Origin of the sequence: Kitasatospora sp. NPDC018619 (assembly GCF_044391605.1) — a bacterium.
GTDB lineage: Bacteria > Actinomycetota > Actinomycetes > Streptomycetales > Streptomycetaceae > Kitasatospora.
Genome location: NZ_JBISAI010000028.1, coordinates 34,149 through 59,333 on the forward strand (window position 1 = coordinate 34,149; position 25,185 = coordinate 59,333).

The window sequence follows — 25,185 nt, forward strand, 5'->3', positions numbered from 1 at the left end:
GGACGTCGGGGACCTACCTGCCGGACTCCCGGGCGGTCAGCCGGCCGCGGACGGCGGCGTGGACCTCGGCCTCCTCGGCCGGGTCGGCGGCGAGCCGGCGCAACCGCTCCAGCACACGCGCGTCACCCGTGGTGGCGACATGGCGCGCGGCGAGCTCACGTGTGGACTCCTCGCAGTCCCAGAGGCACTCGACGGCGGGCCCCTCGGGAAAGTGCACGTCGGTCGCGGCCAGCGCCCGGGCGGCGCGTCCGCGCAGGTCCGAGGAGGCAGCCTCCCCGTAGATGTGGCGCAGGACCGGTACGGCGTCGGCGGCGGCGAGCCGCCCCGCACCGTCGACCAGCGACCCGAGCCCCGTCCCGCCGACCCCGCGCACGGAGACCCAGCGGCGCAGCCCGGCCACCACCAGCGGCGCGTCGGCCGGCTCCCCCGCGTCGGCCAGCAGCTGGACGGCGGCCTCGCCGAGCGCGCTGTCGGCGCCGCCGCTGGCCGGGTCGGCCCAGCGGCGCGCCTGCGCCAGCACCTCCGGGCCGCGCATCCGGCCGAGCAGTTCCAGGGCGGCCCGGACGATCCGGTCGTCCACGTCCGCGGCGGCGGCCTCGATCAGCTCGACGGCGGCCGGATCGCGGTGGTCGACCAGGTACCGCAGGGCGGCTCTGCGGGCGCCGGGCAGGCCGTCGCGGGCCGTTTCCAGCAGCAGCGGGCGGTCCTCCGGGCGGACCACGGCGGTCAGGCAGCGGGCGGCGGCGGCGGCACGGCGGTCCACCGCGTCGGGGCCGGACGGCGAGCCGGTGTCGCGCGCGGGCTCCGGGCGGGCGTCGGGCCGGCCGAGGAAGGCGCCGGCGCCGAGGCCGCCGAGCTCGCCCTGGTCGGCCCAGGCCAGCACGTCGGCGGTGGACCAGCCGGGGGTGACCCCGCTGCGGTTGACCTGGCGCTGCCACAGGTCGAAGGGGGACTGCTCGCTGGCCGCGGCCACTCTGGGGTGGTAGGCCGCCCACAGCCGCCAGGGCCGGGGCTCGTACGCGTTGCGGATGAACTCGCGCAGCTCGGCGTCGCCCTCGGGGCCCGGCGCGAAGCGGTCCAGCACGGCGGTGCCGAGCAGCAGCAGGCCGCGGTCGTCGTCGCGCAGCGCGAGCTCGTCCAGGGCCCAGGCCCAGTTGGCGCCGGTGGCGGCGTACTCGCGCAGCATCAGCAGCGCGTCGCGCCGGCCGTACGCGGCGAGGTGGCCGAGGACGGAGAGGGCGAGGCCGGTGCGGCTCTCGTCGTCGGTGACCAGGTCCTCGGCGGAGTGGAGGTGGTCCTCGATGCCGTCGAGGGGGGCCTCCAGGTCCATGTAGATGCGCGCGTAGTACAGGGAGCGACTCTCGACCTGCCAGTCGGCTCGCGGGTCCCTGGTGACGCACTCCTCCAGCGCGGCGATGGCCTCGGCACGGTCGGCGGCCAGCGCGTGGAGCTGCCCGTCACCGCGGCCTCGCTGGAGGAGGCCTAGGAGGCTGGCACTGGGTGCTATCACTGGCTCGAACATGAGGTCAGCATCCGTTGCGGCGGTCGTAGTGGCAACGGGATTTCCGTCGCCGGGGTCTCTGGTCGGTACTGCGGTGGGCGCCCGGGCGCCGGAATCACCGAAGGTTACCGCCTCGGGACCCCGTCCGCACACAGGGCGACGACGGCTCCGGCCACAGTGGCATATGCCAGAGGAATTTTGCCTGCGTTCTGTCCAAATCGCCCGCAGGGGTGACGACGCTGTGCGACAGTCTTCTCACTGTCCGATCACCGTCCGAGCGGCCCGCCCCCACGGCGGCCCGCTCCCGAGCGATGGGTCCGTCATGAACAAGCCCTCAGGCGCCCCCCGCCCGCCGGGCGCCGCCGCCGAGGACGGCGCCCCCACGGGCGGGGGCGCTCCGGTCGGCTCCCGGTGCGGCCTCGGCCCGGCCGTCGACGGCGACGGCGGCCGGGCCGACGGCGGAACGGGCGGCCGAGTGGACGGCACGGCGCAGGAGCCGTCCGGCCCCCGCCTCCGCGACGGCGGCGACCCCCGGCAGCTCGACGACGGCCTGACCGGCTCCGCCGAGTGGGACCTGCTGACCGACGGGATCCACTGGAGCCCGGAGGCCTACCTCCTCCTCCGCTGCGAGCCGGAACACGGCCCGCTCAGCCTCGACCGGCTGCCCCACCGCCTCCCCGAGTCGGACCGGCCGCTGCTGCGGCGGATGATGACCGACGCCCTGGTGCACGGCCGGTGCGCCGCCGGCACCCTGCGGGTCCGCAGGCCGGACGGACGCTACGACGGCGTCGAGTGCGCGGGCGAGCCCGTCCTCGGCACGGACGGCAGCGTCGTCGCCCTGCGCGTGCTCCTCCGCCCGGCCCCGCCGCTCTGATCCGAAAGCCCGGCACGATCCGAGCCCAGCCGGTCGTGAGCCCAGCCGGTCCGGGCCCACCCGATCACGGGCGCGCGCGGGGGCCGGCCCCCGCGCCCGGCCGGGCCGAGTCCGACCCGGGCCCGGGTCGGCGCCGAAGCACGGCGCCCCGTCAGACCAGCCGGCGCCGGTTCTTGGCGTCCGCCGCCCGCAGTGCCCGCCCCAGCGCCTCCCGCAGCTCGTCCACCGACGACAGCCCCCGGTACTGCGCGGTCAGCCGGTACATCTCGCGCAGCCGGTCCCAGGTCCGGTGCGAGGAGTTCTGGCCGATCAGGCTCAGCACCGTCTCGGCCTGGAACCGCGCCGCGTCCGGCTCCCCGGTGATCAGGTGCACCGAGGCCAGGGTGATCCGGTCGAACAGCGCCGAGCGCAGCTGCCCCGTCCCCTCCCGCAGGGTGATCACCCGCTCCGCGTGCCGGCGGGCCTCGGGGGCCGCCCGCAGGTCGTGCTCGGACAGCGTGCGCAGCACCAGGGCCTGCATGCCGCGCAGTTCGGCCTCGTCGAACACCTGCATCCACGAGGGCGGCGGCTCCGTGGCCTCCTCGGCGAACAGCTCCTCCGCCTCCCCGAGCAGCCGGTAGGCGTCCTGGGAGTGCCCGACCGAGGCGTGCGCCCAGGCCTCGACGGTGTTGAGCATGGCGCGGGTCCTGGGCATCGGCCGCCCGCCGGTCGCCTTCGCCGCCGCCATCAGGTCGAGCGCGTCGTCGGCCCGGCCCAGGTGCACCATCTGCCGCGCGGCCCGCGAGATCGCCTCGCCGGCCCGCGGCCGGTCGCCGGCCTCCTTGGCCGCGTCGGCCGCCATCATGAAGTACTTCTGGGCGGTGGGCTCCAGGCCCACGTCGTGCGACATCCAGCCCGCCAGCACCGCCAGGTTGGCCGCCACCAGCCACAGCCGCCGCTCCACGTCGGGCGCGTGCCGGTGCGTCAACAGGCCGCCGACCTCGTTCAGTTGGCCGACCACGGCCTTGCGCTGCAACCCGCCCCCGCGGGCCGCGTCCCAGGCCCGGAACACCTGCACCGAGTGCTCCAGCGACTCCACCTCGTCGAGCCCCACCGGGCCCGCGTCGTACGCGTCCGCCACCGGGTGCGCTCCGCCCCCGGTGGCCACCTGCCGCGGCCCGGGGACGGCGGCCGCGTACGCGACGGCGTCCCCGCCCAGCCAGCCCTTCAGCGAGTCGGCGATGACCGCCCCGGCCGTGAGCGCGGCTCCCGCGCCCACCAATCCACGTCGGTTCAGCATGAGGTCCATTCCCGTGAACTCGGTGAGGACCGCGGCTGTTCGATCCGGCGACCATGGCACTGCTGCGGACGCTTCCGCTCCGGACCTGGTGGGCCGGTGTCGTTCCAGACCGAGGTCCTCAGTGGTGACGACACGGCCGAGCCGCTCCGTGAACACGGCCGCCAGCACCCTCGGCACCGGATCGCGCGGGACCTCCCCCTGCTCGATCCAACGCCGTACCCTCGACGTGTCGGTGGACAGCTGCAGCTGCCCCATCGCGGCACCCCGACGGTTGACCAGCCGCGCGAGCTCGCCCTTCGACCATCCGGTCAGGACGAACAGGTCGGCCAGTCGGGTGTTGGGTTCCCTGCTCAACGAAGCCCCCAGGTTCCTCGGCTGATCCGAGGCTAGAGGCTCCGGCAAGTGCCGGGCGAGCATTCGCCACCGTTCGCCAGGGCCCGCCAGACTACTAAGCCAGTGCCCGAGGGGTGTGTTGTAGGGGTGCGCCACCTCGCCCCCCGGGTCGGGCGGCGTCCCACCAGCGTCGGGGCAGTCCCCCGACCGTGGCACGGGGCGCTCCCGGTCCTCACCCGAGGGGGTGGCGCGGCCGGGTGGCGCGGGAGCGCCGGGCACGGCCACGGCAGGCCGGTCGACCGCATTCCCCAGGGTGCGGACGGCCGGTACACCGCCGACCAGGGGTTCCGGCCCCGCGTCCGTGCCCGGCGCCCGCGCACCACCCGCCGCACCGCCCGCAGGACGCACCGCCGCAGGACCACGACCGCACCACCCGCAGGGCCGCCGTCACGCCAGGAAGCACACGGCACCGGCCCACCCCCGCCCCCGCGGGGCAGCACCCGCAGACGGACCCGAAGGGACCTCCCTCAGCCCATGTACTCCTCAGCGACGACCCCCACGCCCACCGCGACCCGCCCCGCGCTGCGCCCCCCCACCGCAGCCGTCGGCCGCACCGGCCCCAGGGCGGTGCCCCCGGCGAGCCGGCCTTCGGCCGCGCGCGGCGCCGAGGGGCGGGCCACGGACACCCGGGTCGTCCCGAGCGGCCGCACCGCGCTGGGCCCCGCCGGACGCACCGCGCCGGGGCTGCGCGGCCCCGAGACCGCCGCACCGGCCGGCGGCCGGATGCCGCTGGCCCGCCAGGCCGACGGCCAGGTGCTGCGCGCCCGGCGGCCCGGCCACCCCGGCGGCGGCCCGGAGCGGATCGATCCGTCGGCGCTCCAGACCCCGGCGGTCCGGGCGGCGCTCGCCAGTGTCGCGCGGATATGTCCCGCGTTCACCCCGCGCCAGGTCCTGCGCGAGGGCAGCCGCCACATCCTGGTGGCGGGCACCATCGGGCGGGCTCCGGTGGTCGCCAAGTGCCTGGCGCCGCAGGCGGTGCGGAGTGAGTACTTCGAGCAGCTGGTGGCCGACTTCCACCACGAGGTGGCGGTCTACCGGGCCTTCGTCCGGCACCGTCCGCCGGTACGGCTGCCGCGCCTGGTGGCGGCCGACCACGACCGGTGCGTGCTGGTCATGGAGCGCGTCCCGGGGCGCCCGGCGGCCCGCGAGCGCCACCCGGTCAACGCGCCCACCCCGGGCGAGGTGCGGGCGCTGCTCACCGCGGTCCGCACGCTGAACCTGTGGCGGCCTCCGACGGACGTCTTCCAGCCGCGCCTGGACTACCAGTTGGAGATCGCCCGCTACCACTCGGTGGGCCAGCTCACCGACCGGGACGCCGGCGACCTGCGCGGCCTGCTGCACGGCCTCGGCCACACCCCGCTCCAGCTCTGCCACGGCGACGCCCTGCTCAGCAACATGCTGCTGGCGCCGTCCGGCCCGGTCCTGGTCGACTGGGAGCAGGCCGGGTGGTACCTGCCCGGCTACGACCTGGCGGTGCTCTGGAGCGTGCTGTCCGGGGACACCGCGGCCCGCCGGCAGATCAGCCAACTCGCCCAGAGCGGCGGCACGATGGCCCGGGACGCCTTCCTGGTGAACCTGGTGCTGGTGCTGATGCGGGAGATCCGGCTGTACGACGTGCCGGGCGCCGGCGAGGAGCAGCGGATCATGATCCGCCGGCTGTACGACGACGCGGCGCTCGCCCGCCGCGCCGTCCGTGCCGCGGTCGGGACCCGCTGAGCCGCGGGCACCCCGCAGGACGGGCCCTACGGCCGGGCGCCCCGCTCCAGGGCGGCCCGGCCGACGGCCTCCAGGACGTTCTCCTCCGGGGCCAGGTGCACCCGGCTGCTGAGCACGTCCCGCAGGTAGCGCTCCAGCGGGTGGCGCCGGCTCAGGCCGGGGTTGCCGGTCAGGGCGACGGCCTGCTGGACCGCCGCCGTCGCGGCCCGGGTGGCCAGCAGCTGGGCCGGGCCGGTCCGGGCGACGGCCTCCGGCTCGCCCCGGTCCACCCGGGGGGCCAAGCCCTCGACCAGTTCCTCGGCCCCGACCAGCTGGGCCTCGATCTCGCCGAGGGCCGTCCGGTAGCGGGGCAGGGTGCCGAGCGGCTCGGTCAGGTTGGCCGGGGTCCGCTGGTTGAGGAAGCGGATCAGCCAGGCCTCGGCGGCCCGGGCGACCCCGATCGCCACCGCGGAGAGCGCCAGGTCGTGCCAGGCCCGGGAGAGCGCGGCCTCGGCGTCGGCGTCCTGACGGGCCGTCCGGCGACCGTTCGTCAGGCCGAGCACGAGCTCGCCGGGCACCCGGACGGCGTCCAGCACGACGTCGTGGCTGGCGCTGGCCCGCAGCCCGAGCTGGTCCCAGGTCGGATCGATCTCCAGGCCCTCGCTCTCGCCGCGGACCAGGAAGGTGCCGACCCTCGGCTCCTCCTCGTCGGTCCGCGCCGTGACGGCCATCCAGGCGAGCGCCTCGGCTCCGGTGCAGTACGTCTTGCGGCCCGTCAGCAGCCAGCCCTCGCCGTCCCGTCGGGCGACCGTCCCGGGCAGCTCCCCCGGCCCGGCGCCGGGCTCCGCCCGCAGCGTGTTGACCAGTACCGGGCCGCGCCGGGACTCGGTGAGCAGCCGTCGGTAGCCGGCCGTCGGCCAGTCGGCCCGGCGGGCCTGCTCGGCGTGCCGGAGCAGGGTGCAGGCGGTGACCACGGCCACCGAGGCGTCGCCGCGGCCGAGTCGGGACAGCACCCGGACGGTGTCGGCGAGCGTTCCGCCCGGCCCGCCGTACCGTTCGGAGACGGTGAGGGTGAGCAGTCCGGCCTCGTGGACGGCCTCGATCCCCTGGTACGGGAAGGTCGCGTCGCGGTCGTGCTCCTCGGCCCGGGCGGCCAGCAGGTCGACCACCCGGGGCAGTCCGGCGAGGGCGGCCTCGACGGCGCGCCGGTCGGGCGCCGCACTGGTGGACGTCGAGCCGGTGGGCTCAGGATCGGTGGATTCGGGACCGGTGGATTCGAGATGGCCGGAAACCGACGGGCCGGAACCCGCCGAAGGAGCGGCGGTCCGGGAACGGCGCCCGGCCGGGGCGCCCCCTGAGGCGGGGTTCCCGGCGGATGCCTTCCCGGGGGAGCGGTCCCGGACGGACCGGCCGCCGGGCGCGTGCTCCTCGGACGGACGATCGGCGGTCGAACGGTTGGCGGCGCGGGTCGTCATGGTGCGGTGCCTCCGGGCGGCAGCGTGGGCTCGACAGGTGCGGGCGGCACGCCGGACGGGCGCGCGGTGGCGAACGGCGGCCCCGGAGGCCGGCACGACCGCCCCCGGTGTCGCCGTCGGGGGACGGGAATCCCCCTCAGCGGCCCGGACACGCCGCGCTGGCGGTGCGCCGCAGGTCCAGATGCCTGCGACGGGTCAGCAGCGGAAGACGGCACGGCATGTTCGCGACTGTACGAACCGTTGATCGATACCGTCAAGCAGCGTCCGGCCACCGGGCGGCGCCGCCCGCGCCCGACGGGATCAGCCCTGCTGGAACATGTCCGCGGGGAGCGGCTTCAGCAGCTGGTACAGGTCGTCCGAAATCGGTCGGTCCCAGGAGGCCACGGTGACCAGGACGCCGTCGCTGCGGCCGAACTGGGAGCAGAACACCCGCTCCTCGCTGACCTTGACCTTCTTCACGATGAGCAGGTCGTCCCCGAGCATCACCGGGAAGTCCTCGGCCGAGACGAACTCGACCGGCTCGTCGTTCTCCAGCGCCGCGAGCAGCTGCCGCACCTCGAAGGGCACCTCGTCGCCGGTCTCCCGGGCGGGCGACCCCTCGGGGAGGTTGCCGATGAACATCGCCGGACCTCTGCCGCCGAACAGGTCGTAGCGCAGGAAGATTCCCTGGCAGGAGCCGTCCGGGCCGGTCATCATGGCCGCACCGAAGTCACCGGGCCAGTCGCCCGGGTCCATCGCGAGCACGTCGAAGTCCGGGCCGGCGGGCTGTCCGGAGCGACGGCGGAGAAAAGACATGGGAACATCGTACGTGTCCGGCACACACCGCTCGCGAGGTGGGTCGGGCCCCGCCGGGGGACCCTCGGGAGATCGACGCTCAGAGACCAATGTTGACTCTGAGCAACCGTCCGGGCTACGTTCGGTTCTGCACGACAGCCGTTCTGGGTTTCACCCTCCGGGGGGACGGCATGTCGCAACGCGGCCCTACACGCGTTTCCCTCACCGTGCACTCCGTCGTGCCGAACCGCCGAGCACCCAGCTTCGTCGTCGCACACCGCACAAACACACAAGCCAACAGTTCCATGCATCACAAGCCAGATCCGCGGGGCCCCGGCCCGTCGCTCCCGTGGATCTGCTCGGGACGCCGCCGCGTGGGGGCGTGCGGGTCCCGAGCACCGGTGCCGTCATCCGAGTCGCTCTCGGCTTCGGCACCACACCTCCCGGCGACTGCCGGCCCCTTCGCGGGGCCGGGACCGGCCGACGCACCCCGGTGCGCAGGGGATGACTGGGAGGATGGCCTGGCTGTACAGCCGGGCCGCACAGCAGGCGCCGTGTCTGGCCGCGTGGGGGCGGTGGGCACGGCGTCTGCCCGTGCTCTTACTCTGAGCTGCGTTTGTCTAACAGTCAACAGAAATTCTGACGGGGCACGCTCAATAGATCATCAGTTGTGATGTTCGGACCCGAAGGGTCGCCTACGGAGCGGACCCCCTCCCAGGGGGTCCGCTCCCGCGTCGGCGGGGCCCGGCGAGCCTCAGGTGAGGTCGAACTCGCCGTCCCGGGCACCGAGCACGAAGGCCCGCCACTCGGCCGGCGTGAAGACCAGGACCGGGCCGTCCTCCTGGCGGCCGTCCCGCATGCCGATGTAACCGTCCACGAAGGCGATCTGCACGTCCCCGACGCCCTGGCTGCTGCACAGCCACTCCGCCCCGGTGAAGTCCACCTTGGGCTTCCCGTTCGGCGCCAGCTCCGGCTGTGCCACACCCGTCTCCGTGTCCGTCCCGCTGTTGGATCCCACTGACCGATCTCCTCCCGACGGCGTTCCGGGGCCAGCCTAGCCACACCGCCCGGCCCCGGTCAGCGGGTTGACGAGGCTGCGGGACCCCGCCCGCACCGCGCCCGGGGTCCGGCGGGCTCCTGGCGGGGCTCCCGCCCGATCGCTGCCGGGCTCCTGGCGGGCTCCGGGCGGGCTCCTCCGGGTGGGGACGGGGGCGGCCGGAGGACGGGTTGAGGCGTGTCCCGACCGGCGGGGGCGGCGGGCAGCTGCCAGAGTGCTGCCAGGGCGCCGTCCGGCCGCTCCCGTCCCGTCCCGTCCGGCCGCACGCTCCGCCCGTACGGCCCGCCCGTCCCGTCCACCCCGTCCACCCCACCCGCCCAAGGGAGCAGCCGATGAGCCGCCGGGACGGCACCCGCGCCGACGTCATCCCCATCTCCGACGCCCCCTCGGCCCACCCCCCGGCACCCCGTACGCCCCCCTCGCCCACCGCGTTGCCCCGGCCGACGCCCGCCCGGCCCGCCACGCACGGGCGGGTCGGGATCGTCCTGGTCTCCCACAGCCTGGAACTGGCCACCGCCGTACGCGCGCTCGCGCTCGAGCTGACCGGATCCGACTCCCCCGCTCCGGTCGCGGCGACCGGCGGGGACCCGTCGGACGGGCCGGGCCTCAGCGCCGTCCTGGTCGCCGCCGCGACCCGCCGGGTGGACCAGGGCCACGGCGTGGTGGTGCTCGCCGACCTGGGCGGCGCGGTCGGCACCGTCCGGGCGCTGCTGTCCGAGGCGGACGAGCACGGGCTGCCGTTCCCGGTCCGGTTCGCCGACGCCCCGTTCGTCGAGGGCGCGGTGGCCGCGGTCGCGACCGCCACGGCCGGCGGGGACCTGGCCGCGGTGCTGGACGCGGCGGAGGAGGCCTACCGGCAGCACAAGGGCTGAGCGGTTCCGGGCCCGGGGCCCGGCAAGCGGGGCCGCGTCAGGGGTCAGCGGCGCTCCACGCCCTCCCAGGTGAAGACCGCCGGCCCCTCGCACTCCAGGGCGTGGCGCAGCCGCTCGTGCTCGGCCTCGACCATCGGCGGCAGCTCGTCCAGCCCGAACCAGCCGACGTCCAGCGACTCGTCGTCGTTCACCCGGGCCTCGCCGCCGACGGCGCGGCAGCGGAAGGTCAGGACCAGGTACTGCGTCACATCACCGTTCGGGTAGGTGACCTGCGGCGAGACCGTGACGGAGGCCAGCAGCTCCGGGACGACCACCACCCCCGTCTCCTCCTCGCACTCGCGCACCACGCCGTCGGCGGGCTGCTCGCCGGGGTCGAGGATGCCGCCGACCGGCGCCCACCGGCCGTCGTCGGCCCGGCGGGCGAGCAGCACCCGGCCGCGGTCGTCCAGCACGACGGCGACGACGGCGCTCAGCCAGAGCGGGCGGGTTCCGACGACGGTGCGGAGTTCGGCGAGGAAGGAGGGAATGGCCATGGGCGGCAGCCTAGCGGGGCGGCTCCGGGCCGACGCCGGGCGTGCGGCCGGCGTCGGGCCCGCCGCCGGAGTCGGGTCGCAGCAGGGCGAGCACGGTGAGGCCGAGGATGCGCAGGTCGAGCCCGAGCGAGCGGTGCTCGACGTACCAGAGGTCGAGCTCGGCCCACTCGGGGCCGCTCAGCGGGCGGGACGTCCGGGCGCGGCGCACGGCGTGCAGCTGGGCCCAGCCGGTGAGGCCGGGCCGGACCGCGAGCCGGCCGCGCTCCCGGCGGGAGTAGCGCCCCACCTGGTCGGGGTCGGCCGGCCGGGGCCCGACCACCCCCATCTCGCCGCGCGCCACGTTCCAGAGCCGGGGCAGCTCCTCCAGGCCGGTGCGGCGCAGCAGGGAGGCGAGCCGGCCGTCCCCGCCGGCCCGGAAGCGAAGGACCTGGAACTCGCGGCCGTACCGGCCGGTGCGGACCTGCCGTTGGAGGACCGGGCCGCCGGTGGTCCAGCGCAGCAGGACGGCTATCAGCAGCGCCAGCGGCAGGGCGACGACCGCGGCCAGGGCGGCGAGGGCGAGGTCCGCGGCGCGCCTCATGAAGCGGCCACGGTGCGGTCCGGTCTACCGGCCATCCCTCCCCCTCCACCGCACGTCGAGCCGGAAGAACACCATCACGGTAGGGGCGGGATGGAGCCGTCGTCCGGAAATGGTGAAAGAAGTGGGTCCAAGATTGTCAGACTGGACGATATTCAGTCGGCCTGACCAATTCCGCTCGATCAGCCGTTTCAGAATTCCGAGAACGGTCGACGTTACGGGTGGGGGCAACACCCGGACGGAACCCGCCGACCGTCCGGCCGGTACGCCGACCGGGGCACCGTCAGAGCACGGCGCGCCGGCGGTCGCGGAACACGCCGAAGGCGATCCGGCCGAGCAGCAGGACCCCGGCGGCCAGGCAGCCTGCCACCGCCATCGCCCACGCCGGCCCGTCACTGTCCGGCACGAACACGGCCACCACGATGCCGAGTGCCAGGCAGGCCAGGCCGACCACGGTCAGCGGGAGCTGGTGGGTGACCAGGGCGCCGCCGCTGCACGCGCGAGCCATCCGGGAGGCCCCGTGGAGGTGGAAGGGGTCACGGTCCGCATCTGCCATGAGCCCAAGGTACCCCGGGGCGGGGCGGTGGGCAGCCCGCAGGGAGTGAAGATTCGAACACGCTGCGCGACCATGGGATACCGGCTGGTCAGCGGCCCGCCGAGACCGCTGCGACGCGTGCCCGGGGTGTAAGCGCGGGCATTCCGGCTCCACAATCAGTCCACGAAAAATCCTCGTCCCCCCGGTACAACCATCCGTCCGGTGCAGCGGTCTCAATGGCATTGAGTGATCCAGGAGCCGTTCGAGGGACGGGTGTGAACCCCCCACCGAGAACAGGAATATCCAGGAGCGGAGCCGCCGCCCCTGGAGTCGGAGGCCGGGCTCCGTCCTCCGGCGGTACCGCCACGCCGCTCGGCGAACGAGGGGGAACCGTGCCGCAGTCCCAGTCCAGTACATCGATCTCCATGGCCCGCGCCCGGCCCGCACCCGCCGTGCGCACGCTACCCGTGCCGGTGGCCCTGCCCGTCGGACGGCCCACCGGCCGTCCGTACGGCGGGCACCGGCACGACGAGCACCGGTACGGGGCGCACCGGGACGGCGGGGGCCGTCACCGGGCGACCGTCGACACCGACCGGCAGGACGCCCGGGGCGAATGGCTGCGGTTCGCCCCCGTCCAGCCGCTGTTCCGGGCCATGGCCGCACAGCGGCTCGCCGTGCTCGCGTACCACGGGGTGACGGACCACCGGTCCTTCGGCGCCCAGCTCGACCGGCTCCGGCGGCTCGCCACGCCCGTCTCGCTCGACGCCGTCCTCCAGGCCGTGACCGAGCGGCGGCCGCTGCCGCCCCGGAGCGTCCTGGTCACCTTCGACGACGCCGACCGGAGCGTGGTCACCCACGCCCTGCCGGCCCTCGACGCCCGGGGCATTCCGGCCACCGCGTTCGTCATCTCGGAGCTCATCGGCACCGAGCGGCCGTTCTGGTGGCACGAGGCCGACTTCCTCGCCCGGCACGGGGGCCGGGCCCGGTCGCTCGACTGCGGACACCCGTCCCAGCTGCTCCGGCGGCTCAAGGCGATGCCGGACCCGGACCGCCGGCGCAGCCTGCACGAGCTGCGGGTCAGCGCCGACCGCCGGCCGCCCCGCCAGGAGCAGCTGACCCCGGCCGACCTGCTGGCCCTGCGGGACGGCGGCGTCGCGATCGGCAACCACACCCAGGGGCACCCCTGCCTGGGGCGCTGCGACGACGACACCGTGCGCGCCGAGATCACCGGCGCCCACGAGGCCCTCACCCGCTGGCTGGGGGAGCCTCCGATCGCCTTCGCCTATCCGGACGGCGGCCACGACGTCCGCGCCGAAGCCGTCCTCCAGGAGCTCGGCTACCGCCTCGGCTTCCTCTCCGACCACCGCCTGGGCCCCCGGCTCCCCTCCCATCCCCTCCAGATCAGCCGCCTCCAGGTCGACTCCACCACCAGCACCCGCCGCTTCGACACCATCCTGTCGGGCCTGGAGCCCGCCTACCGCCGCTGGCGCCGCCAGGCCGTCGCCTGAGCGGGGCGGCGCTGCGCGGGAAGTCGGACCGGCCGACTTCCCGCGCAGCGTCCGAATCGATTTCCGGCGCACCCCGATCAAGCGGGGGGAACGCCTCCGGAAATTCCTGCCCGGAAGCAGCGCCCGGCCCCCTGCACGAAAAGTCGGCCTCGCCGACTTCCCGTGCGGTTCCCGCCCCGGAATCAGCGCCGGCGCAGCCCGGCTTGGTACGCATGTCCATGCGCATAGATGCCCCAGGGTGCCATCGCCCGCCATACCTGCCGCGCAAGAAGTCGGCGGGCCCGACTTCCTGCGCGCGGCGGGCCAGGCAACGGGCGCCGCCAACGCACGCACCCCCTCTGCACGAGAAGTCGGCCAGGCCGACTTCCTGCGCGCTACCCACCCCCGCAGCCCGCCCGCTACGGGTGCTGCGCGCCCACGACGCCGGCCGGGGCCGAGCCCGAAGAGGCCACCCCAGCCCCACGCACCCCTGCACGAGAAGTCGGCCAGGCCGACTTCCTGCGCACGCCCGCGCCAGAGAAGCGAGGGTCGCCCACTCCGTGCACGCGGAGACCTACAGCCTCCAGCCGGAAGCGGCCACCCGGAGCCTGCCGGTCCCTAGGCCACAGCAAGCTTTGCGCGAGAAGTCGGCGGGGCCGACTTCCTCTGCGCGCCCGCGCCAGCGAGGGCCACCGGAGTGCGAGCGTCGCCCATTTGCTGGGCCTGTTGCGCGAGAAGTCGGCGGGGCCGACTTCCTGTGCACGTCGGCGCCCAGGGCCATGGAGAGGACGAATCTATGCGCGTAGAGTCCGCCCCGACCGCCCTGCTTGCCCAGAGCTCCTGCGCGAGAAGTCGGCGGGGCCGACTTCCTGTGCACGCCAGCGCCAGCAGCGGGAAGCCGCATGGGCGGGTCTATGCGCGGAGAGGCGAGGAGCCGAAGGGCCGGGACGGGCTCAGCCGATGAGGGTGGCGAGGGCGTTGCCCTGGGGGTAGAGGGCGGCGGCCGGGGGGAGGTGGGCGGGGGCGCCGGCGTGGAGGACGGTGAGGGTGCCGTTGCCCGTGCGGGTGGGGTCGGCGACCCGGCGCAGGGCCTGGGCGGCCACGGCGTCGGCGGAGCCGTGCAGCACGAGCCCCGGAGCGGCGTTCGGGGCCACGGCCGCGCGGATGCGCTCCTCGACCAGCTCGTAGTGGGTGCAACCCAGCACGATGGCGTCCGTGCCCGCCGGCGTTCGGGCCGCCGCGTCCGCGATGGCGGCCGTGATGGCCTCGTCGTCGCCGTGCTCGACCGCGTCCGCCAGCCCCGGGCAGGCGACCTCGGTGATGTCCGCCGACCCGCCGAAGTCCCGGATCAGCCCGCGCTGGTAGGCGCTGCCGGTGGTGGCCGGGGTGGCCCAGATGGCGACCCGGCCGCCCTGCGCCGCGGCGGGCTTGATCGCCGGGACGGTGCCGACCACCGGCAGCCCGGGCTCCAGCTCGGTTCGCAGGGCGGCGAGCGCGTGGACGGAGGCGGTGTTGCAGGCGATCACCAGCGCGTCGGGCCCGAGCGCGGCGGCGGCCAGCGAGCAGCCCAGGGCCAGCTCGGTGACCTCTTCCGGCGTACGGGGCCCCCACGGCATCGAGGCCGGGTTGGAAGAGAGCACCAGATCCACGTCCGGGCGCAGCTTCCGAAGGGCGGCGGCGGCGGCCAGCAGGCCGATTCCGGAGTCCATCAGTGCGATCTTCACAGCTCAAGACTTTAGTCGATCCCCCCGCCCGGCCCCGTTCTGCGGCAGACTGCCGAGGTGACCGTCCTGCTGTGGATCGCCGCGTTCTCCCTGCTGGTCTGGCTCTGGCTGGCCCTGTGCCACGGCGCGTTCTGGCGCACCGACGTCCGGCTGCCGCCGCGTCGTCCGCCGGTCCGCTGGCCGCAGGCCGCGATCGTGGTGCCGGCCCGGGACGAGGCCCCGGTGCTCCCGGTCAGCCTGCCGACGCTGCTCGCGCAGAAGTACCCGGGGCGGGCCCGGGTGATCGTGGTGGACGACCACAGTTCGGACGGCACCGGCGCGCTGGCGGCGGAGCTGCGGACGATCGACGGGCTGGACCTGACCGTCACCACCCCTCCCCCGCTGCCGCCGGGCTGGACCGGCAAGCTGTGGGCGCTGCGGCACGGCGTGGAGCTGGCCGGCCCGGACGCCGAGTACCTGCTGCTGACGGACGCCGACATCGCGCACGGCCCGGATTCGCTGGCCGAGCTGGTGTCCGCCGCCGAGAGCAACCGCCTGGACCTGGTGTCGCAGATGGCCCGGCTGCGCGTGGAGACCGGCTGGGAGCGGCTGATCGTGCCGGCCTTCGTGTACTTCTTCGCCCAGCTGTACCCGTTCCGCCGGAGCAACCGTCCGGGCGCCCGCACCGCGGCCGCGGCCGGCGGCTGCTCACTGGTGCGGCGCGAGGCGCTGGAGCGGGCGGGCGGAGTGGCGGCGATCCGGGGCGCGGTGATCGATGACGTGTCGCTGGCCCGGGCGGTGAAGTCGACCGGCGGTCGGACCTGGCTGGGCCTGGCCGGCGAGGTCGACAGCGTGCGCCCGTACCCACGGCTGGAGCAGCTGTGGCGGATGGTGTCGCGCAGCGCGTACGCCCAGCTGGGGCACTCGCCGCTGCTGCTGCTCGGGACGGTGCTGGGGCTGGCGCTGGTGTACCTGGTGCCGCCGGTGGCGACGGTGGCCGGCCTGGCGGCGGGTGCACCGGCGGTGGCGGCGGCGGGCGGGGCCGCGTGGCTGCTGATGGCGGGCACCTACCTGCCGATGGTCCGGTACTACGGTCAGCCGGTCGCGGCCGCGGCGCTGCTGCCGTTCACCGCGTCGCTGTACCTGCTGATGACGGTGGACTCGGCGGTGCAGCACTGGCGCGGCCGGGGTGCGGCGTGGAAGGGGCGGACCTACACCCGGGCCTGAGAAACCCCCTGCGCGCCGCCCGGCGCCGATCCATACTGCTCGGATGGACCGTCAGCAGACCTCCCGCCTCGCCCACGCCCACCACCCGATCGCGGCCCCGCTGGCGGACGAGTCGGTGGCCCGGCTGCTGGACCGTGCCATGGCCGGGACGGATCAGGGCCGGGCACTGGACCTCGGCTGCGGCGAGGGCGCCTGGCTGCTCCGGGTGCTGACCGCGGGCCCGGGCTGGCGGGGGCTGGGCGTGGACCTGGACGCGGCGGCACTGACCCGGGCCCGGGAGACGGCGACGGTGCTCGGCGTCGTCCGCCGGATCGGCCTGCACCACCTGGACGCCCGGGAGTTCACCGCGAAGGAGCCCTTCGACCTGGTGCTCTGCGTCGGCGCCACCCATGCCTTCGACGGGCTGCTGCCGACGCTCGCCGCGGCCCGCGAACTCCTCGCCCTGGGCGGCCGGTTGCTGGTCGGCGAGGGCTTCTGGCAGCGCGAGCCGTCCCCGGCGGCCCTGGACGGGCTGGGTGCGGCGCGGGAGGACTTCGCGGATCTGGCGACGACCACCGACCGGGTCCTCGCGGACGGCTGGACGCCGGTGTTCGGGCACGTCAGCACCGAACAGGAGTGGGACGACTACGAGTTCTCCTGGACGGGCTCGCTGGCCGCCTGGGCCCTGGACCACCCGGAGCACCCGGACGCGACGGCCGCCCGGGAGGCCGCGGACCGGCACCGTACGGGGTGGCTGCACGGCTACCGGGGGACGCTCGGCTTCGTCACGTACCTGCTGCGCCGGGACTGAACCGGGACTCCGTGCGGCGGCGGAAGGACGGGGGCGGGGCGTCGGCTCGCCCGTCCCCTGCCCCGCCCCCGCCCCGTCCTCCTGCCGGACCGGGACCGTGGGCGAGCCGATCCGGGCCCCGCGAGGGCCGGTTGCGCCGCCTCAGCGGTGGTGCGTGCGCTCCTGCTCCACCAGGCGGTCGAGTACCCCGGGCATCGCCTCGACGCCGCCGGCCTGGGTCGGCGAGGTGCGGTACTCGCCCTGGACGACGACCGTCGGCAGCTCGGTGATGCCGTAGCGGGTGAAGGCCGCGGCGGCCTCGTCGACGGACCGCGTCACCGCAGAGGAGCGGTAGGCCCGGCCGAACGCCTTGGCATCGACGCCCTGGCGCGCCGCCCAGTCGGTGGCGGTGGCCTCGGTGGTGAGGTCGACGCCCTCGTTGTGCACGGCGCGGAAGACGGTGGCCTGGAGGCGTTCCACCAGGCCGAGGCGCTCCAGCGCGTAGTACATCCGGGCGTGGCCGCGCTGCACGGCCTCCTCCCGGCTGCCGGGCCAGATGGCCGGGATGCGGCGCAGCGCGACGTCGGCACGGTGCCGTTCCGCCCAGGCCTCCAGGGGCCGTTCGAGCGCCTGGGAGTGGCCGCAGTCGTACCAGAAGAACTCGACCGCCTCGGTGCGGGAGCTCTCGCGGACCGGTTGCGGGTGGTCGAGCTTGACGAACTGCGCCCCCTCGGATGGGGTTTGATGGTGGCTCACCGCGCCGGCCTGGACGGGGGACGCGGCGATCCCGGCGGCGACGGCGAGCAGGACGGTGGACCGCAGCAGCGACTTCGAGTTCTTCACACGGGGCAGTGTGCTGACGACGTTCCGCTACCGGCCGGTTGCTGCGCACGGGCCGCGCCGGATTCCCCCGGAAGGCGTAGCCGGGCCGCACCCGCGGGCAGGTCCGGTCACCCGAGGGGGTGAAGCCGGCCGTCCCCTGCGGCGGGCCCCGGCGAACCCCGTCAGCGGGCCGCCTGCGCGCCCGACGTCCACACCCCGTCGACGAGTTGCTGCCAGGCGTCCACCACCGCTCCCAGCTCGAAGTGCTCCAGCGCGTGCGCCCGGGCCGCCGCGCCGAGGCCCGCCCGGTTGACCGCGAGCACCTTGCCCAGTGCCTCGGCGAGGGCGAGCGGGTCCCCCGGGGCGACCAGCGCGCCGGTCGCCCCGTCCCGGACGACCTCGCGCACCCAGCCGACGTCGGTGGCCACGGCCGGTACGCCGGCCAGCGCCGCCTCGATCAGCGCGCCGGGCACGCCTTCGCTGTCGCTCGTCAGCAGCAGCGCGTCGGCGGCGCGGTAGAGCGGGGCCGGGTCGGGCAGCGGACCGAGGAAGTGGGCGCGGGCGGCGGCCGGGTGGCGGGCCAGTGTCTCGCGCAGCGGCCCGTCCCCGGCGACGGCGAGCCGGACGTCGGGCAGCCGGTCGAGCACGTCGAGGGCCAGGTCGAGCCGCTTCTCCGGGGCTATCGCCCCGATCCAGGCGACCAGCAGCACGTCGGCCGGCAGGCCCAGCGCGTGCCGGGCGGCGCGCCGGTCGTCCCGGCCGTCGGCGGGCGGATAGCTCTCGGCCGCACGAGAGTTGGGGATCACGTGCACCTTGCCCTCGGGGAGCCGGAACTGCTCCTCCAGGACGGCGCGCGCCTCGTCGGTGAGGGTGGTGACGGCGGCCGCCCGGTGCATCAGCGCACCCCCGCGCACCCGGCGCCACCGGCTGGCGGTCCAGTAGCGCGGGTGGCCGACCGACACGTAGACGAAGGGGGTGGGGGTCCCGGCCAGGGCGAGCGCGCAGGCGGCCAGGGTGTCCGAGCCGTGGGCGAGCACCACGTCGGCGGTGCGGGCGGCGGAGCGCAGCGCCCGCAGGGTGCTCGGGTGCAGCCGCCCGGGGCCCAGTACGGCGGCGGCGCGCAGCTCGGAGGCGGCGGAGCAGTCGGCGGCGGCCCGGTTCCCGGACCCGGCGTCCGGGCTCACGGCGTCCGGGCTCGCGGCGTCCGGGCTCCCGGCGTCCTGCCTCACGGGTCCGGGACGCCGGCCCGCGGGGTGCCGGTCCGCCTCGACCGGGCCGGAGTGGACGGCCGGGTGCGGTGCGAGGGCGCACAGCGCGGAGGACTGCCCCCGACGACTCAGTTCCCGGTGGAGGTCACGGGCGAAGTTCTGTGCGCCGCCACGGCGCGAGTCGCTGATCAGGTGCAGGACACGCGGACGGCTTCCGGCCGGATCGGCCGACAAATGGTCGGGCATGGACCGACCTTGGCACAGCGCTCCGCCCGGTACATCCCCTTCGCGCAACCTGGTGGTGGCCCATCCGCCCGCACGTGTACACCGGATGTGCGCCACGAGGCCGCCGTCGTGCGCCGGATACGACCGCCGTGCGCCCCGCCTCGCCCCCTGCCGCGCTCCGGTCCACCCCGTCGCGCCGGGTCGGCGCCGTCCGGGCCGGGTGCGTGCCGGTGTCACATGCGCGGTACCGCAGCGCAGTTGGGGCCGGCGTCCGGCCGACCCGACCGACTGCCCGGTCGGCCGTTCGACCGGCGAAAGGCCGGTACGCGGAGGGCTCCTGCCCGGCCCGGCCGACGGACGGCGGGCGGCCCGGCCGTTACCCGGTTCGGGTGAACGCGGTTGGACCTCGGCCGGGCCCGCTCGGCAGGATGTCCGGCCGGGGGCGGCACCCGCCGTGCCGCCCCCATCTCCCCCTCCCCCGTATGGATTTGGAGTCACCCGGTGTTCAAGGGATTCCGCAGCTTCCTGCTGCGCGGAAACGTGGTGGACCTCGCGGTCGGCATCGTGATCGGCGCGGCCTTCACCGCGGTCGTCACCGGGTTCGTCAGTGCCTTCCTCACCCCGCTGGTCGGCGTCGCGTCCGGCGCCGTCGGCGACTTCTCCCAGAAGACCTTCGAGGTGGCCGGCGCGCGGTTCCCGTACGGCCTCTTCGTCAACGCGGTCATCGGCTTCGTGCTGACCGCCGCCGTGATCTACTTCGCCGTGGTGCTGCCGGTCGGCAAGCTCCAGGCCCGCTTCGAATCGGCCAAGCCCGCGCCGGCCGCGAAGGTCGACTGCCCGGAGTGCCTGAGCTCCATCCCGGCCGCCGCGACCCGGTGTTCGTTCTGCACCTCCGAGGTCGGCAAGCCGGCCCTGCCCGCGCAGGCCCAGGCGCTCCAGTCGCACTGACGCCGGCGCCACCCCGGCGACACACCTCGCCTGGCCCGGCCGCGGGCCGATGGCGCAGGTCGCGGGCCTGAACGGACCGCCGGGAGACCTGACGAAGACCTGACGGGAATTTTATTCCCGAAACATTCACGAGCCCCCGTCGGCCTCTCGGCGGGGGCTCGAATGCGCCCGCGCACGCCCCGTCCGGGAAAAGTTTCTCCGCAGGGCCCCCGACCGTCCACCGGCCGGTCACCCCAAGGCCTACCGAGGCCTCCGTCCGGTCGCCGTTCGAGCACTGACGGGCTGCCAAGGTTGTCCGGAACCGGACGCCGGAATGTCCGTCTTTCCTACTTTCGAAACCTTTGTGCGAGCGAAGACTGTGTAAACACTCGAACTGCTCCCCCTCCCGCTCTCCTCAGCAGGCGCGTTGTGGGCTTACCGTATGGCCCATGACCTCGCCCCGCTCCTACGACGGAGTCGGCTACCCCTCTCCGTCCTACTCCTCCGGCACGCCGATCTACGACAGCCTCGTGGCTGAGCGCGGCGTCCCCCAGATCGCGCCCATCAACGTGCCGGCCGCCCTGCCGCCGGCCCTGTCGTCCGGTTACGGATCCGGCCTCGGCCCGTCCTACGAGAACCGCTACGGCAACGGGTACGAGAATGCCGGCAGCAACCTCCCCGCGCTGCCGCCCGCCCGCCTCGCCCTGGGCCCCGGCCCGAGCAGCGGCCCCTCCGCCGGCCCCTCCACGGCGTACATCCCCGCGCAGCCCGCGCCGGCGTACGCCGCCCCCCAGCCGCCCGTCCCCGGCTACGGCGCCCCCCAGCCGTACCAGCGGCCGCAGCCCGGCGCCCCGGCCTTCACCCCGGCCTCGAACAGCGGCTACCAGCCGACCGGCGGCCAGAGCTTCGGCGGCCAGAACACCTTCATCGGCGCCCAGGGCGGCCAGCAGACCTTCGGCGCGCAGCCGGCCGGCGGCCCGAACGGTTTCGGCCAGGGCCAGCCCGGCACCCCGCAGGGCTTCGGCGGCCAGCCGTCGTTCGGCGGCCAGAGCGCCGGCGGGCCCGGCCTCCAGGGCCAGGGCGGCGACCAGTCCTTCGGCGGCGCCCAGCTGCGCCCGGCGATGGCGCCGGTCGCGCCGGTCCGCCCGATGCAGCCGCAACGCCCGGGCCCGTACGGCGAGTCCGGCCAGTTCCAGGGCGGCTACCAGCAGCAGGGCCAGGGCTACTGACCGCTGGCACCCCGAGGCCGTCCCCCACGCGGCCCGCACCCGCACCACCTGAGCACCACCCGGCGCCCCCCGTACGCCGGGCGAACGGAGAAACGGGTCATCCACGGACCGCCCGGAACGCCCCCCACGGCGTCCCGGGCGGTCCGTGCGCATCCGGGGCGGATTCCGGGGCGCTCCGGAGGGTGGTGGCAGGGACGGTCCGGGCGCCGTAGCCGGTGGCCGGCCGCCGGGGGCCGGGGGCCTTCGCGGTCGGCCGCGGCGGGGCTGGCAGGATGGGGGAATGCAGCTCACCGGACTCCACGTCTACCCCGTCAAGTCGATGTACCGCCTGAGCCCGGACACCGCCGTGGTCCACCCCTGGGGCCTGGCCGGAGACCGCCGCTGGATGCTCGCCGACCCGACCGGACGCTTCGTCAGCCAGCGGGAGGACCCGGCGCTCGGACAGATCCGGGCCGGGCTGCTGCCGGACGGCGTCCTCACCCTCACCGCCCCCGGCGGCTCCCGGATCGAGGTGCCCGCCCCCGCCGTCACGGCCGGTGCCCCGCTCGCCGACGTCGAGGTCTGGGGCACCCGCTTCCGGGCCGCGGAGGCCGCCAAGGACGCGCACGAGTGGATCGCCGAACACCTCGGCGACTACCGCCTGGTGCACCTGGACGACCCGCGGGCCCGGCCGGTCGACCCCGAGTACGGCGGCCCCGGGGACAGGGTCTCGATGGCCGACGGCTTCCCGCTGCTGCTCACCACCACCGCCTCCCTGGACCGGCTCAACGAGCTGATCGCCGCCGAGCACCCGGAGGGCCACGAGGCCCTGCCGATGGAGCGCTTCCGCCCGAACGCGGTGGTCGGCGGCACCGAGCCGTGGGCCGAGGACACCTGGAGCCGGATCCGGATCGGCTCGGTGACCTTCAGGGTGGTCAAGCCCTGCGGCCGCTGCGTGGTCACCACCACCGACCAGGAGACCGGCGAGCGGCGCGGCAAGGAGCCGCTGCGCACGCTGGCCCGGCACCACCGGCTGCTGCGCAAGGCCGCGTTCGGGCAGAACCTGATTCCCGAGCGGCCGGCCGGCGTGGAGGGCGACGCGCTCGGCACGCTGCGCCTGGGCGACGAGGTCGAGGTGCTCGAAGCCGGGGCGCACTGGCCCGCCGACGGGCGCTGAGCGCAGCGGAGGAAGGGCGCTTCCCGCCGACCGCACCGACCGCACCGACCGGACGGCAGGGCGCGCCGCCCCGCCGCCCGGCGCCGAACGCGGGCCGCACTCCCGAACCGGCGCGTCCCGGACGGAACCACCGCTGTGTGCGCTCGTTGAAACCAGTGGTCGGAACCTGTGGCGGCGCTGAGTGCTACCGGTGTCCGCGCGACCGCGGGCGGCCGGACCACCCACGTGGGCGCGCTACGGTGGGCGGGCGGCCCGCGCATCCCCGCGCGTTCGGCCCGTTGATCGCCGGCTCGACGAAGGTGGGGACGCAGACCGTCATGGCTGAGCACAGGGTCCGGGTCACCCAGGACAGCGCATCCCGCTGGCGTCGCCGCGCGGGCGAGTACGACACGCTCACGGAAGCCCTCGCCGCCGCCGAACCGGGCGACACCGTGACCGTCCGGCCGGGCACCTTCCGGGAGAACGTGCTGCTGGACAAGCCGGTGACGATCGTCCCGGCCCAGGGCCCCGGGACGGTCCGGATCGACCCGCCTTCCGGGGTGGCGCTCACCGTGACCTCTGCCGCCACCGTGCGCGACCTGGTGTTCGAGGGCGGCGACAGCACCACCGCGGCCGTGCTGGTCACCGGGCCGGAGGCGGCCCCCGCCTTCAGCGGCTGCCGGGTCGAGACCCGCTCGGCCACCGGGATCGAGGTCACCGGCGGCGCCCGGCCGACCCTGCGCGGCTGCGTGGTCGCCAACCCGGGCGGGCTCGGGCTGCGGCTGCGCGGCGCGGACACCGCCGCCGCCTTCGAGGACTGCGAGGTCGCCGCCGCCGGCCAGGCCGGACTGGCCGTCCTCGGCGGCGCCACCGCGGCCCTGGACCGCTGCCGCGTCCACCACGCCTCCGGCGCCGGCGTCCTGCTCTCGGACCCCGGCAGCGCGGCCGAGCTGACCGGCTGCGAGATCTACGAGATCCGCGGCAGCGGCGTGCAGGCCGAGGCGCAGGCGGGCGGGCGGCTGGTCGACTGCGAGATCCACCGGGTCACCGGCAACGGCCTGACCCTGGACGGCGAGGCCGAGCTGGTGCTCACCGGCTGCCGGGTGCACGACCTCCCGGAGAACGGCGCCGACCTGCGCGGACGCGCCCGGCTGAGCCTGGCGCACAGCACCGTCCGGGACTTCGGGCGCGGCGCCCTGTCGGTCTGGGACCAGGGCACCGAAGCCGTCGCCGAGTCCTCTCAGATCCACGGCTCGACCGGCGAGTACCCGGCGCTGTGGGTCAGCGACGGCGCCCGGCTGACGCTCACCGACTGCTCGCTGCACGACCTGCCGGACGCCCTGTTCGTCCTCGACCGCGACTCCGCGGCCACCGCCGAGGGCTGCTCGTTCAGCCGGATCCGCAGCTCGGCGGTCTCGGTCAGCGGCGGGGCCACCGTCTCGCTGGCCTCCTGCCGGGTGCAGGAGGCGGGCACCGGGCTCTGGTTCCGCGACCACGGCAGCGGCGGCCTGCTCACCGACTGCGAGATCTCCGACGTGGCCACCGGCGTGATCGTCACCAAGGGCGCCGACCCGGTGCTGCGCGACTGCACCGTACGGGCCAGCACGGACGCCGGGGTGTACGTCTCGGCGCAGGGGCGGGGCACCTTCGAGGACTGCCGGGTCTCCCAGGGCAAGGGCTTCGGCTTCCACATCATCGACGGCTGCCGGACCCAGCTCACCCGGTGCCGGGCCGAGCACAACCAGCGGGCCGGGTTCGAGTTCTCCGAACCGGGGCCGGTCGCCGAGGGGTGCACCTCGGACGACGTCGGGGCCGCCCCGGTGCCGGCCGCTCCCGGCACGCCGGGCGGCGGGGCCGGGTCGGGAGGCTTCGGGGCCGGGTCGGGGGGCTTCGGGGGCGGGTCGGGGGGCTTCGGGGGCGCCGACGTACCGGCACCGCGGACGGCCCGACTGGCCGCGGTCCCGGTACCGGCGCCGGCCGCGTCCGGCTCGGGGGCGATCGCGCCGATCCCGGACTGCCGGCCGGCCGAGGAGGCGCTCGCCGAGCTGGACGCACTGGTCGGGCTGGCCACCGTGAAGCAGGAGGTGCGCACGCTGATCGACCTGATCTCGGTCGGCCGGCGCCGCCGTCAGGCCGGGCTCAAGGCGCCCTCACTGCGCCGGCACCTGGTCTTCACCGGCGCACCGGGCACCGGCAAGACCACCGTCGCCCGGCTCTACGGCGAGATCCTCGCCTCGCTCGGGGTGCTCCAGCGCGGACACCTGGTCGAGGTGGCCCGGGTGGACCTGGTCGGCGAGCACATCGGCTCCACCGCGATCCGCACCGCGGCCGCCTTCGACCGGGCGCGCGGCGGGGTGCTCTTCATCGACGAGGCGTACGCGCTCGCGCCCGAGGACGGGGCGCGGGACTTCGGGCGCGAGGCGATCGACACCCTGGTCAAGCTGATGGAGGACCACCGGGACGAGGTGGTCGTCATCGTGGCGGGCTACACCGCCGAGATGGAGCGCTTCCTCTCCGCCAACCCCGGTGTCTCCTCGCGCTTCTCACGCACCATCGGGTTCCCCGACTACACGGCGGACGAGCTGCTGGAGATCGCCCGCGCCCAGTGCGCCGAGCACGAGTACGCGCTCGCCGAGGAGACGGAGGAGGCGCTGCTGGAGCACTTCGGCGGGCTGGAGCGCGGCCCCGGCTTCGGCAACGGGCGCACCGCGCGGCAGGTCTTCGAGACGATGGTCGAGCGGCACGCGGTACGGATCGCCCACCTCACGGACCCGTCCACCGAGGAGCTCCAGCTGCTCGTCCCGGCCGACCTGCCGCCGCTCCCGTAGCATCCCGGCGGGGACCCGCCTGCCGCTTCCGGACTCGGCCGGGCCGGTCCGGTCTGCGTG

The 25,185-nt window shown here is 75.6% G+C and carries 22 protein-coding genes; 10 read left to right on the plus strand and 12 right to left on the minus strand.

Annotated features, from left to right (window positions below):
* Window positions 1–13 precede the first annotated feature (13 nt).
* A complete protein-coding gene (locus ACH5AR_RS31010; protein WP_396304850.1) occupies window positions 14–1,522 on the minus strand; it encodes a HEAT repeat domain-containing protein in 1,509 nt (502 codons plus the stop codon).
* Window positions 1,523–1,823: 301 nt separating this feature from the next.
* Between ACH5AR_RS31010 and ACH5AR_RS31015 the strand changes: the two genes are divergently transcribed.
* A complete protein-coding gene (locus ACH5AR_RS31015) occupies window positions 1,824–2,375 on the plus strand; it encodes a hypothetical protein (protein ID WP_396304851.1) in 552 nt (183 codons plus the stop codon).
* Window positions 2,376–2,526: 151 nt separating this feature from the next.
* On the opposite strand, the gene ACH5AR_RS31020 is transcribed toward ACH5AR_RS31015, so the two are convergent.
* On the minus strand, window positions 2,527–4,008 hold the full coding sequence (locus ACH5AR_RS31020; protein ID WP_396304852.1) for a hypothetical protein: 1,482 nt from the start codon (window positions 4,006–4,008) through the stop codon (window positions 2,527–2,529).
* 762 nt (window positions 4,009–4,770) lie between these two features.
* On the opposite strand from ACH5AR_RS31020, the gene ACH5AR_RS31025 reads away from it, so the two are divergent.
* Entirely contained in the window at window positions 4,771–5,763 is a 993-nt protein-coding gene (locus tag ACH5AR_RS31025; RefSeq protein ID WP_396304894.1) for an aminoglycoside phosphotransferase family protein, read from the plus strand.
* Between the two features lie 26 nt (window positions 5,764–5,789).
* On the opposite strand, the gene ACH5AR_RS31030 is transcribed toward ACH5AR_RS31025, so the two are convergent.
* The 4 genes from ACH5AR_RS31030 to ACH5AR_RS31045 all read right to left on the minus strand — a co-directional run bounded on the left by ACH5AR_RS31030 (window position 5,790) and on the right by ACH5AR_RS31045 (window position 8,973).
* The gene (locus tag ACH5AR_RS31030) at window positions 5,790–6,911 is read right to left on the minus strand and encodes an acyl-CoA dehydrogenase family protein (RefSeq protein ID WP_396304853.1); all 1,122 of its coding nucleotides are present in this window, start codon (window positions 6,909–6,911) and stop codon (window positions 5,790–5,792) included.
* 442 nt (window positions 6,912–7,353) lie between these two features.
* On the minus strand, window positions 7,354–7,437 hold the full coding sequence (locus tag ACH5AR_RS31035; RefSeq protein ID WP_350526312.1) for a putative leader peptide: 84 nt from the start codon (window positions 7,435–7,437) through the stop codon (window positions 7,354–7,356).
* An 80-nt stretch (window positions 7,438–7,517) separates the two neighbouring features.
* Complete coding sequence (locus tag ACH5AR_RS31040) at window positions 7,518–8,012, minus strand: hypothetical protein (RefSeq protein ID WP_396304854.1); 495 nt, start codon at window positions 8,010–8,012, stop codon at window positions 7,518–7,520.
* Between the two features lie 733 nt (window positions 8,013–8,745).
* The gene (locus ACH5AR_RS31045) at window positions 8,746–8,973 is read right to left on the minus strand and encodes a DUF397 domain-containing protein (RefSeq protein WP_396304855.1); all 228 of its coding nucleotides are present in this window, start codon (window positions 8,971–8,973) and stop codon (window positions 8,746–8,748) included.
* Between the two features lie 407 nt (window positions 8,974–9,380).
* Here ACH5AR_RS31045 and ACH5AR_RS31050 point away from each other — a divergent pair, with 407 nt between their 5' ends.
* Complete coding sequence (locus ACH5AR_RS31050; protein WP_396304856.1) at window positions 9,381–9,920, plus strand: PTS-dependent dihydroxyacetone kinase phosphotransferase subunit DhaM; 540 nt, start codon at window positions 9,381–9,383, stop codon at window positions 9,918–9,920.
* 44 nt (window positions 9,921–9,964) lie between these two features.
* Here the strand turns inward: ACH5AR_RS31050 and ACH5AR_RS31055 are convergent, their stop codons facing one another.
* The 3 genes from ACH5AR_RS31055 to ACH5AR_RS31065 form a co-directional block, all read right to left on the minus strand.
* On the minus strand, window positions 9,965–10,453 hold the full coding sequence (locus tag ACH5AR_RS31055; protein WP_396304857.1) for an NUDIX hydrolase: 489 nt from the start codon (window positions 10,451–10,453) through the stop codon (window positions 9,965–9,967).
* A gap of 10 nt (window positions 10,454–10,463) precedes the next feature.
* Window positions 10,464–11,033, minus strand: a complete 570-nt coding sequence (locus tag ACH5AR_RS31060; RefSeq protein WP_396304858.1) for a sugar transferase — start codon at window positions 11,031–11,033, stop codon at window positions 10,464–10,466.
* Between the two features lie 280 nt (window positions 11,034–11,313).
* Window positions 11,314–11,586 carry a hypothetical protein gene (locus tag ACH5AR_RS31065; protein WP_396304859.1) on the minus strand — a complete coding sequence of 91 codons (273 nt, stop codon included), beginning with the start codon at window positions 11,584–11,586 and terminating at the stop codon, window positions 11,314–11,316.
* Between the two features lie 371 nt (window positions 11,587–11,957).
* Here ACH5AR_RS31065 and ACH5AR_RS31070 point away from each other — a divergent pair, with 371 nt between their 5' ends.
* A complete protein-coding gene (locus ACH5AR_RS31070) occupies window positions 11,958–13,073 on the plus strand; it encodes a polysaccharide deacetylase family protein (RefSeq protein WP_396304860.1) in 1,116 nt (371 codons plus the stop codon).
* 932 nt (window positions 13,074–14,005) lie between these two features.
* Here ACH5AR_RS31070 and ACH5AR_RS31075 read toward each other — a convergent pair.
* A complete protein-coding gene (locus ACH5AR_RS31075; protein ID WP_396304861.1) occupies window positions 14,006–14,776 on the minus strand; it encodes a glutamate racemase in 771 nt (256 codons plus the stop codon).
* Between the two features lie 66 nt (window positions 14,777–14,842).
* Here ACH5AR_RS31075 and ACH5AR_RS31080 point away from each other — a divergent pair, with 66 nt between their 5' ends.
* Window positions 14,843–15,982 (plus strand): glycosyltransferase, encoded by a 1,140-nt coding sequence (locus ACH5AR_RS31080; protein ID WP_396304895.1) that lies wholly within the window; start codon window positions 14,843–14,845, stop codon window positions 15,980–15,982.
* A 43-nt stretch (window positions 15,983–16,025) separates the two neighbouring features.
* Window positions 16,026–16,772, plus strand: coding sequence for an SAM-dependent methyltransferase (locus tag ACH5AR_RS31085; RefSeq protein WP_396304862.1), 747 nt, complete (start codon window positions 16,026–16,028; stop codon window positions 16,770–16,772).
* Between the two features lie 141 nt (window positions 16,773–16,913).
* On the opposite strand, the gene ACH5AR_RS31090 is transcribed toward ACH5AR_RS31085, so the two are convergent.
* Together ACH5AR_RS31090 and ACH5AR_RS31095 are read right to left on the minus strand one after the other, a co-directional pair.
* The gene (locus ACH5AR_RS31090) at window positions 16,914–17,594 is read right to left on the minus strand and encodes a thiol:disulfide interchange protein DsbA/DsbL (protein WP_396304863.1); all 681 of its coding nucleotides are present in this window, start codon (window positions 17,592–17,594) and stop codon (window positions 16,914–16,916) included.
* A 161-nt stretch (window positions 17,595–17,755) separates the two neighbouring features.
* Window positions 17,756–18,757: a glycosyltransferase gene (locus ACH5AR_RS31095; protein ID WP_396304864.1), complete on the minus strand. Its 1,002-nt coding sequence runs from the start codon at window positions 18,755–18,757 to the stop codon at window positions 17,756–17,758.
* Between the two features lie 750 nt (window positions 18,758–19,507).
* On the opposite strand from ACH5AR_RS31095, the gene mscL reads away from it, so the two are divergent.
* The 4 genes from mscL (at window position 19,508) to ACH5AR_RS31115 (ending at window position 25,125) form a co-directional block, all read left to right on the plus strand.
* Complete coding sequence (gene mscL / locus ACH5AR_RS31100) at window positions 19,508–19,954, plus strand: large conductance mechanosensitive channel protein MscL (RefSeq protein ID WP_396304865.1); 447 nt, start codon at window positions 19,508–19,510, stop codon at window positions 19,952–19,954.
* 428 nt (window positions 19,955–20,382) lie between these two features.
* On the plus strand, window positions 20,383–21,162 hold the full coding sequence (locus ACH5AR_RS31105; protein WP_396304866.1) for a DUF6643 family protein: 780 nt from the start codon (window positions 20,383–20,385) through the stop codon (window positions 21,160–21,162).
* 280 nt (window positions 21,163–21,442) lie between these two features.
* Window positions 21,443–22,318: an MOSC domain-containing protein gene (locus ACH5AR_RS31110; protein ID WP_396304867.1), complete on the plus strand. Its 876-nt coding sequence runs from the start codon at window positions 21,443–21,445 to the stop codon at window positions 22,316–22,318.
* A 317-nt stretch (window positions 22,319–22,635) separates the two neighbouring features.
* Entirely contained in the window at window positions 22,636–25,125 is a 2,490-nt protein-coding gene (locus ACH5AR_RS31115; RefSeq protein ID WP_396304868.1) for a right-handed parallel beta-helix repeat-containing protein, read from the plus strand.
* The last annotated feature ends 60 nt before the right edge of the window (window positions 25,126–25,185 follow it).

Excerpts from the sequence above, each read along its gene's own strand:
- ACH5AR_RS31010 (WP_396304850.1), bottom strand. The coding sequence starts at position 1,522 with ATGTTCGAGCCAGTGATAGCACCCAGTGCCAGCCTCCTAGGCCTCCTC.
- ACH5AR_RS31015 (WP_396304851.1), top strand. The coding sequence starts at position 1,824 with ATGAACAAGCCCTCAGGCGCCCCCCGCCCGCCGGGCGCCGCCGCCGAG.
- ACH5AR_RS31025 (WP_396304894.1), top strand. The coding sequence starts at position 4,771 with ATGCCGCTGGCCCGCCAGGCCGACGGCCAGGTGCTGCGCGCCCGGCGG.
- ACH5AR_RS31035 (WP_350526312.1), bottom strand. The coding sequence starts at position 7,437 with ATGCCGTGCCGTCTTCCGCTGCTGACCCGTCGCAGGCATCTGGACCTG.
- ACH5AR_RS31040 (WP_396304854.1), bottom strand. The coding sequence starts at position 8,012 with ATGTCTTTTCTCCGCCGTCGCTCCGGACAGCCCGCCGGCCCGGACTTC.
- ACH5AR_RS31050 (WP_396304856.1), top strand. The coding sequence starts at position 9,381 with ATGAGCCGCCGGGACGGCACCCGCGCCGACGTCATCCCCATCTCCGAC.
- ACH5AR_RS31055 (WP_396304857.1), bottom strand. The coding sequence starts at position 10,453 with ATGGCCATTCCCTCCTTCCTCGCCGAACTCCGCACCGTCGTCGGAACC.
- ACH5AR_RS31060 (WP_396304858.1), bottom strand. The coding sequence starts at position 11,033 with ATGAGGCGCGCCGCGGACCTCGCCCTCGCCGCCCTGGCCGCGGTCGTC.
- ACH5AR_RS31065 (WP_396304859.1), bottom strand. The coding sequence starts at position 11,586 with ATGGCAGATGCGGACCGTGACCCCTTCCACCTCCACGGGGCCTCCCGG.
- ACH5AR_RS31085 (WP_396304862.1), top strand. The coding sequence starts at position 16,026 with ATGGACCGTCAGCAGACCTCCCGCCTCGCCCACGCCCACCACCCGATC.
- ACH5AR_RS31105 (WP_396304866.1), top strand. The coding sequence starts at position 20,383 with ATGACCTCGCCCCGCTCCTACGACGGAGTCGGCTACCCCTCTCCGTCC.
- ACH5AR_RS31110 (WP_396304867.1), top strand. The coding sequence starts at position 21,443 with ATGCAGCTCACCGGACTCCACGTCTACCCCGTCAAGTCGATGTACCGC.
- ACH5AR_RS31115 (WP_396304868.1), top strand. The coding sequence starts at position 22,636 with ATGGCTGAGCACAGGGTCCGGGTCACCCAGGACAGCGCATCCCGCTGG.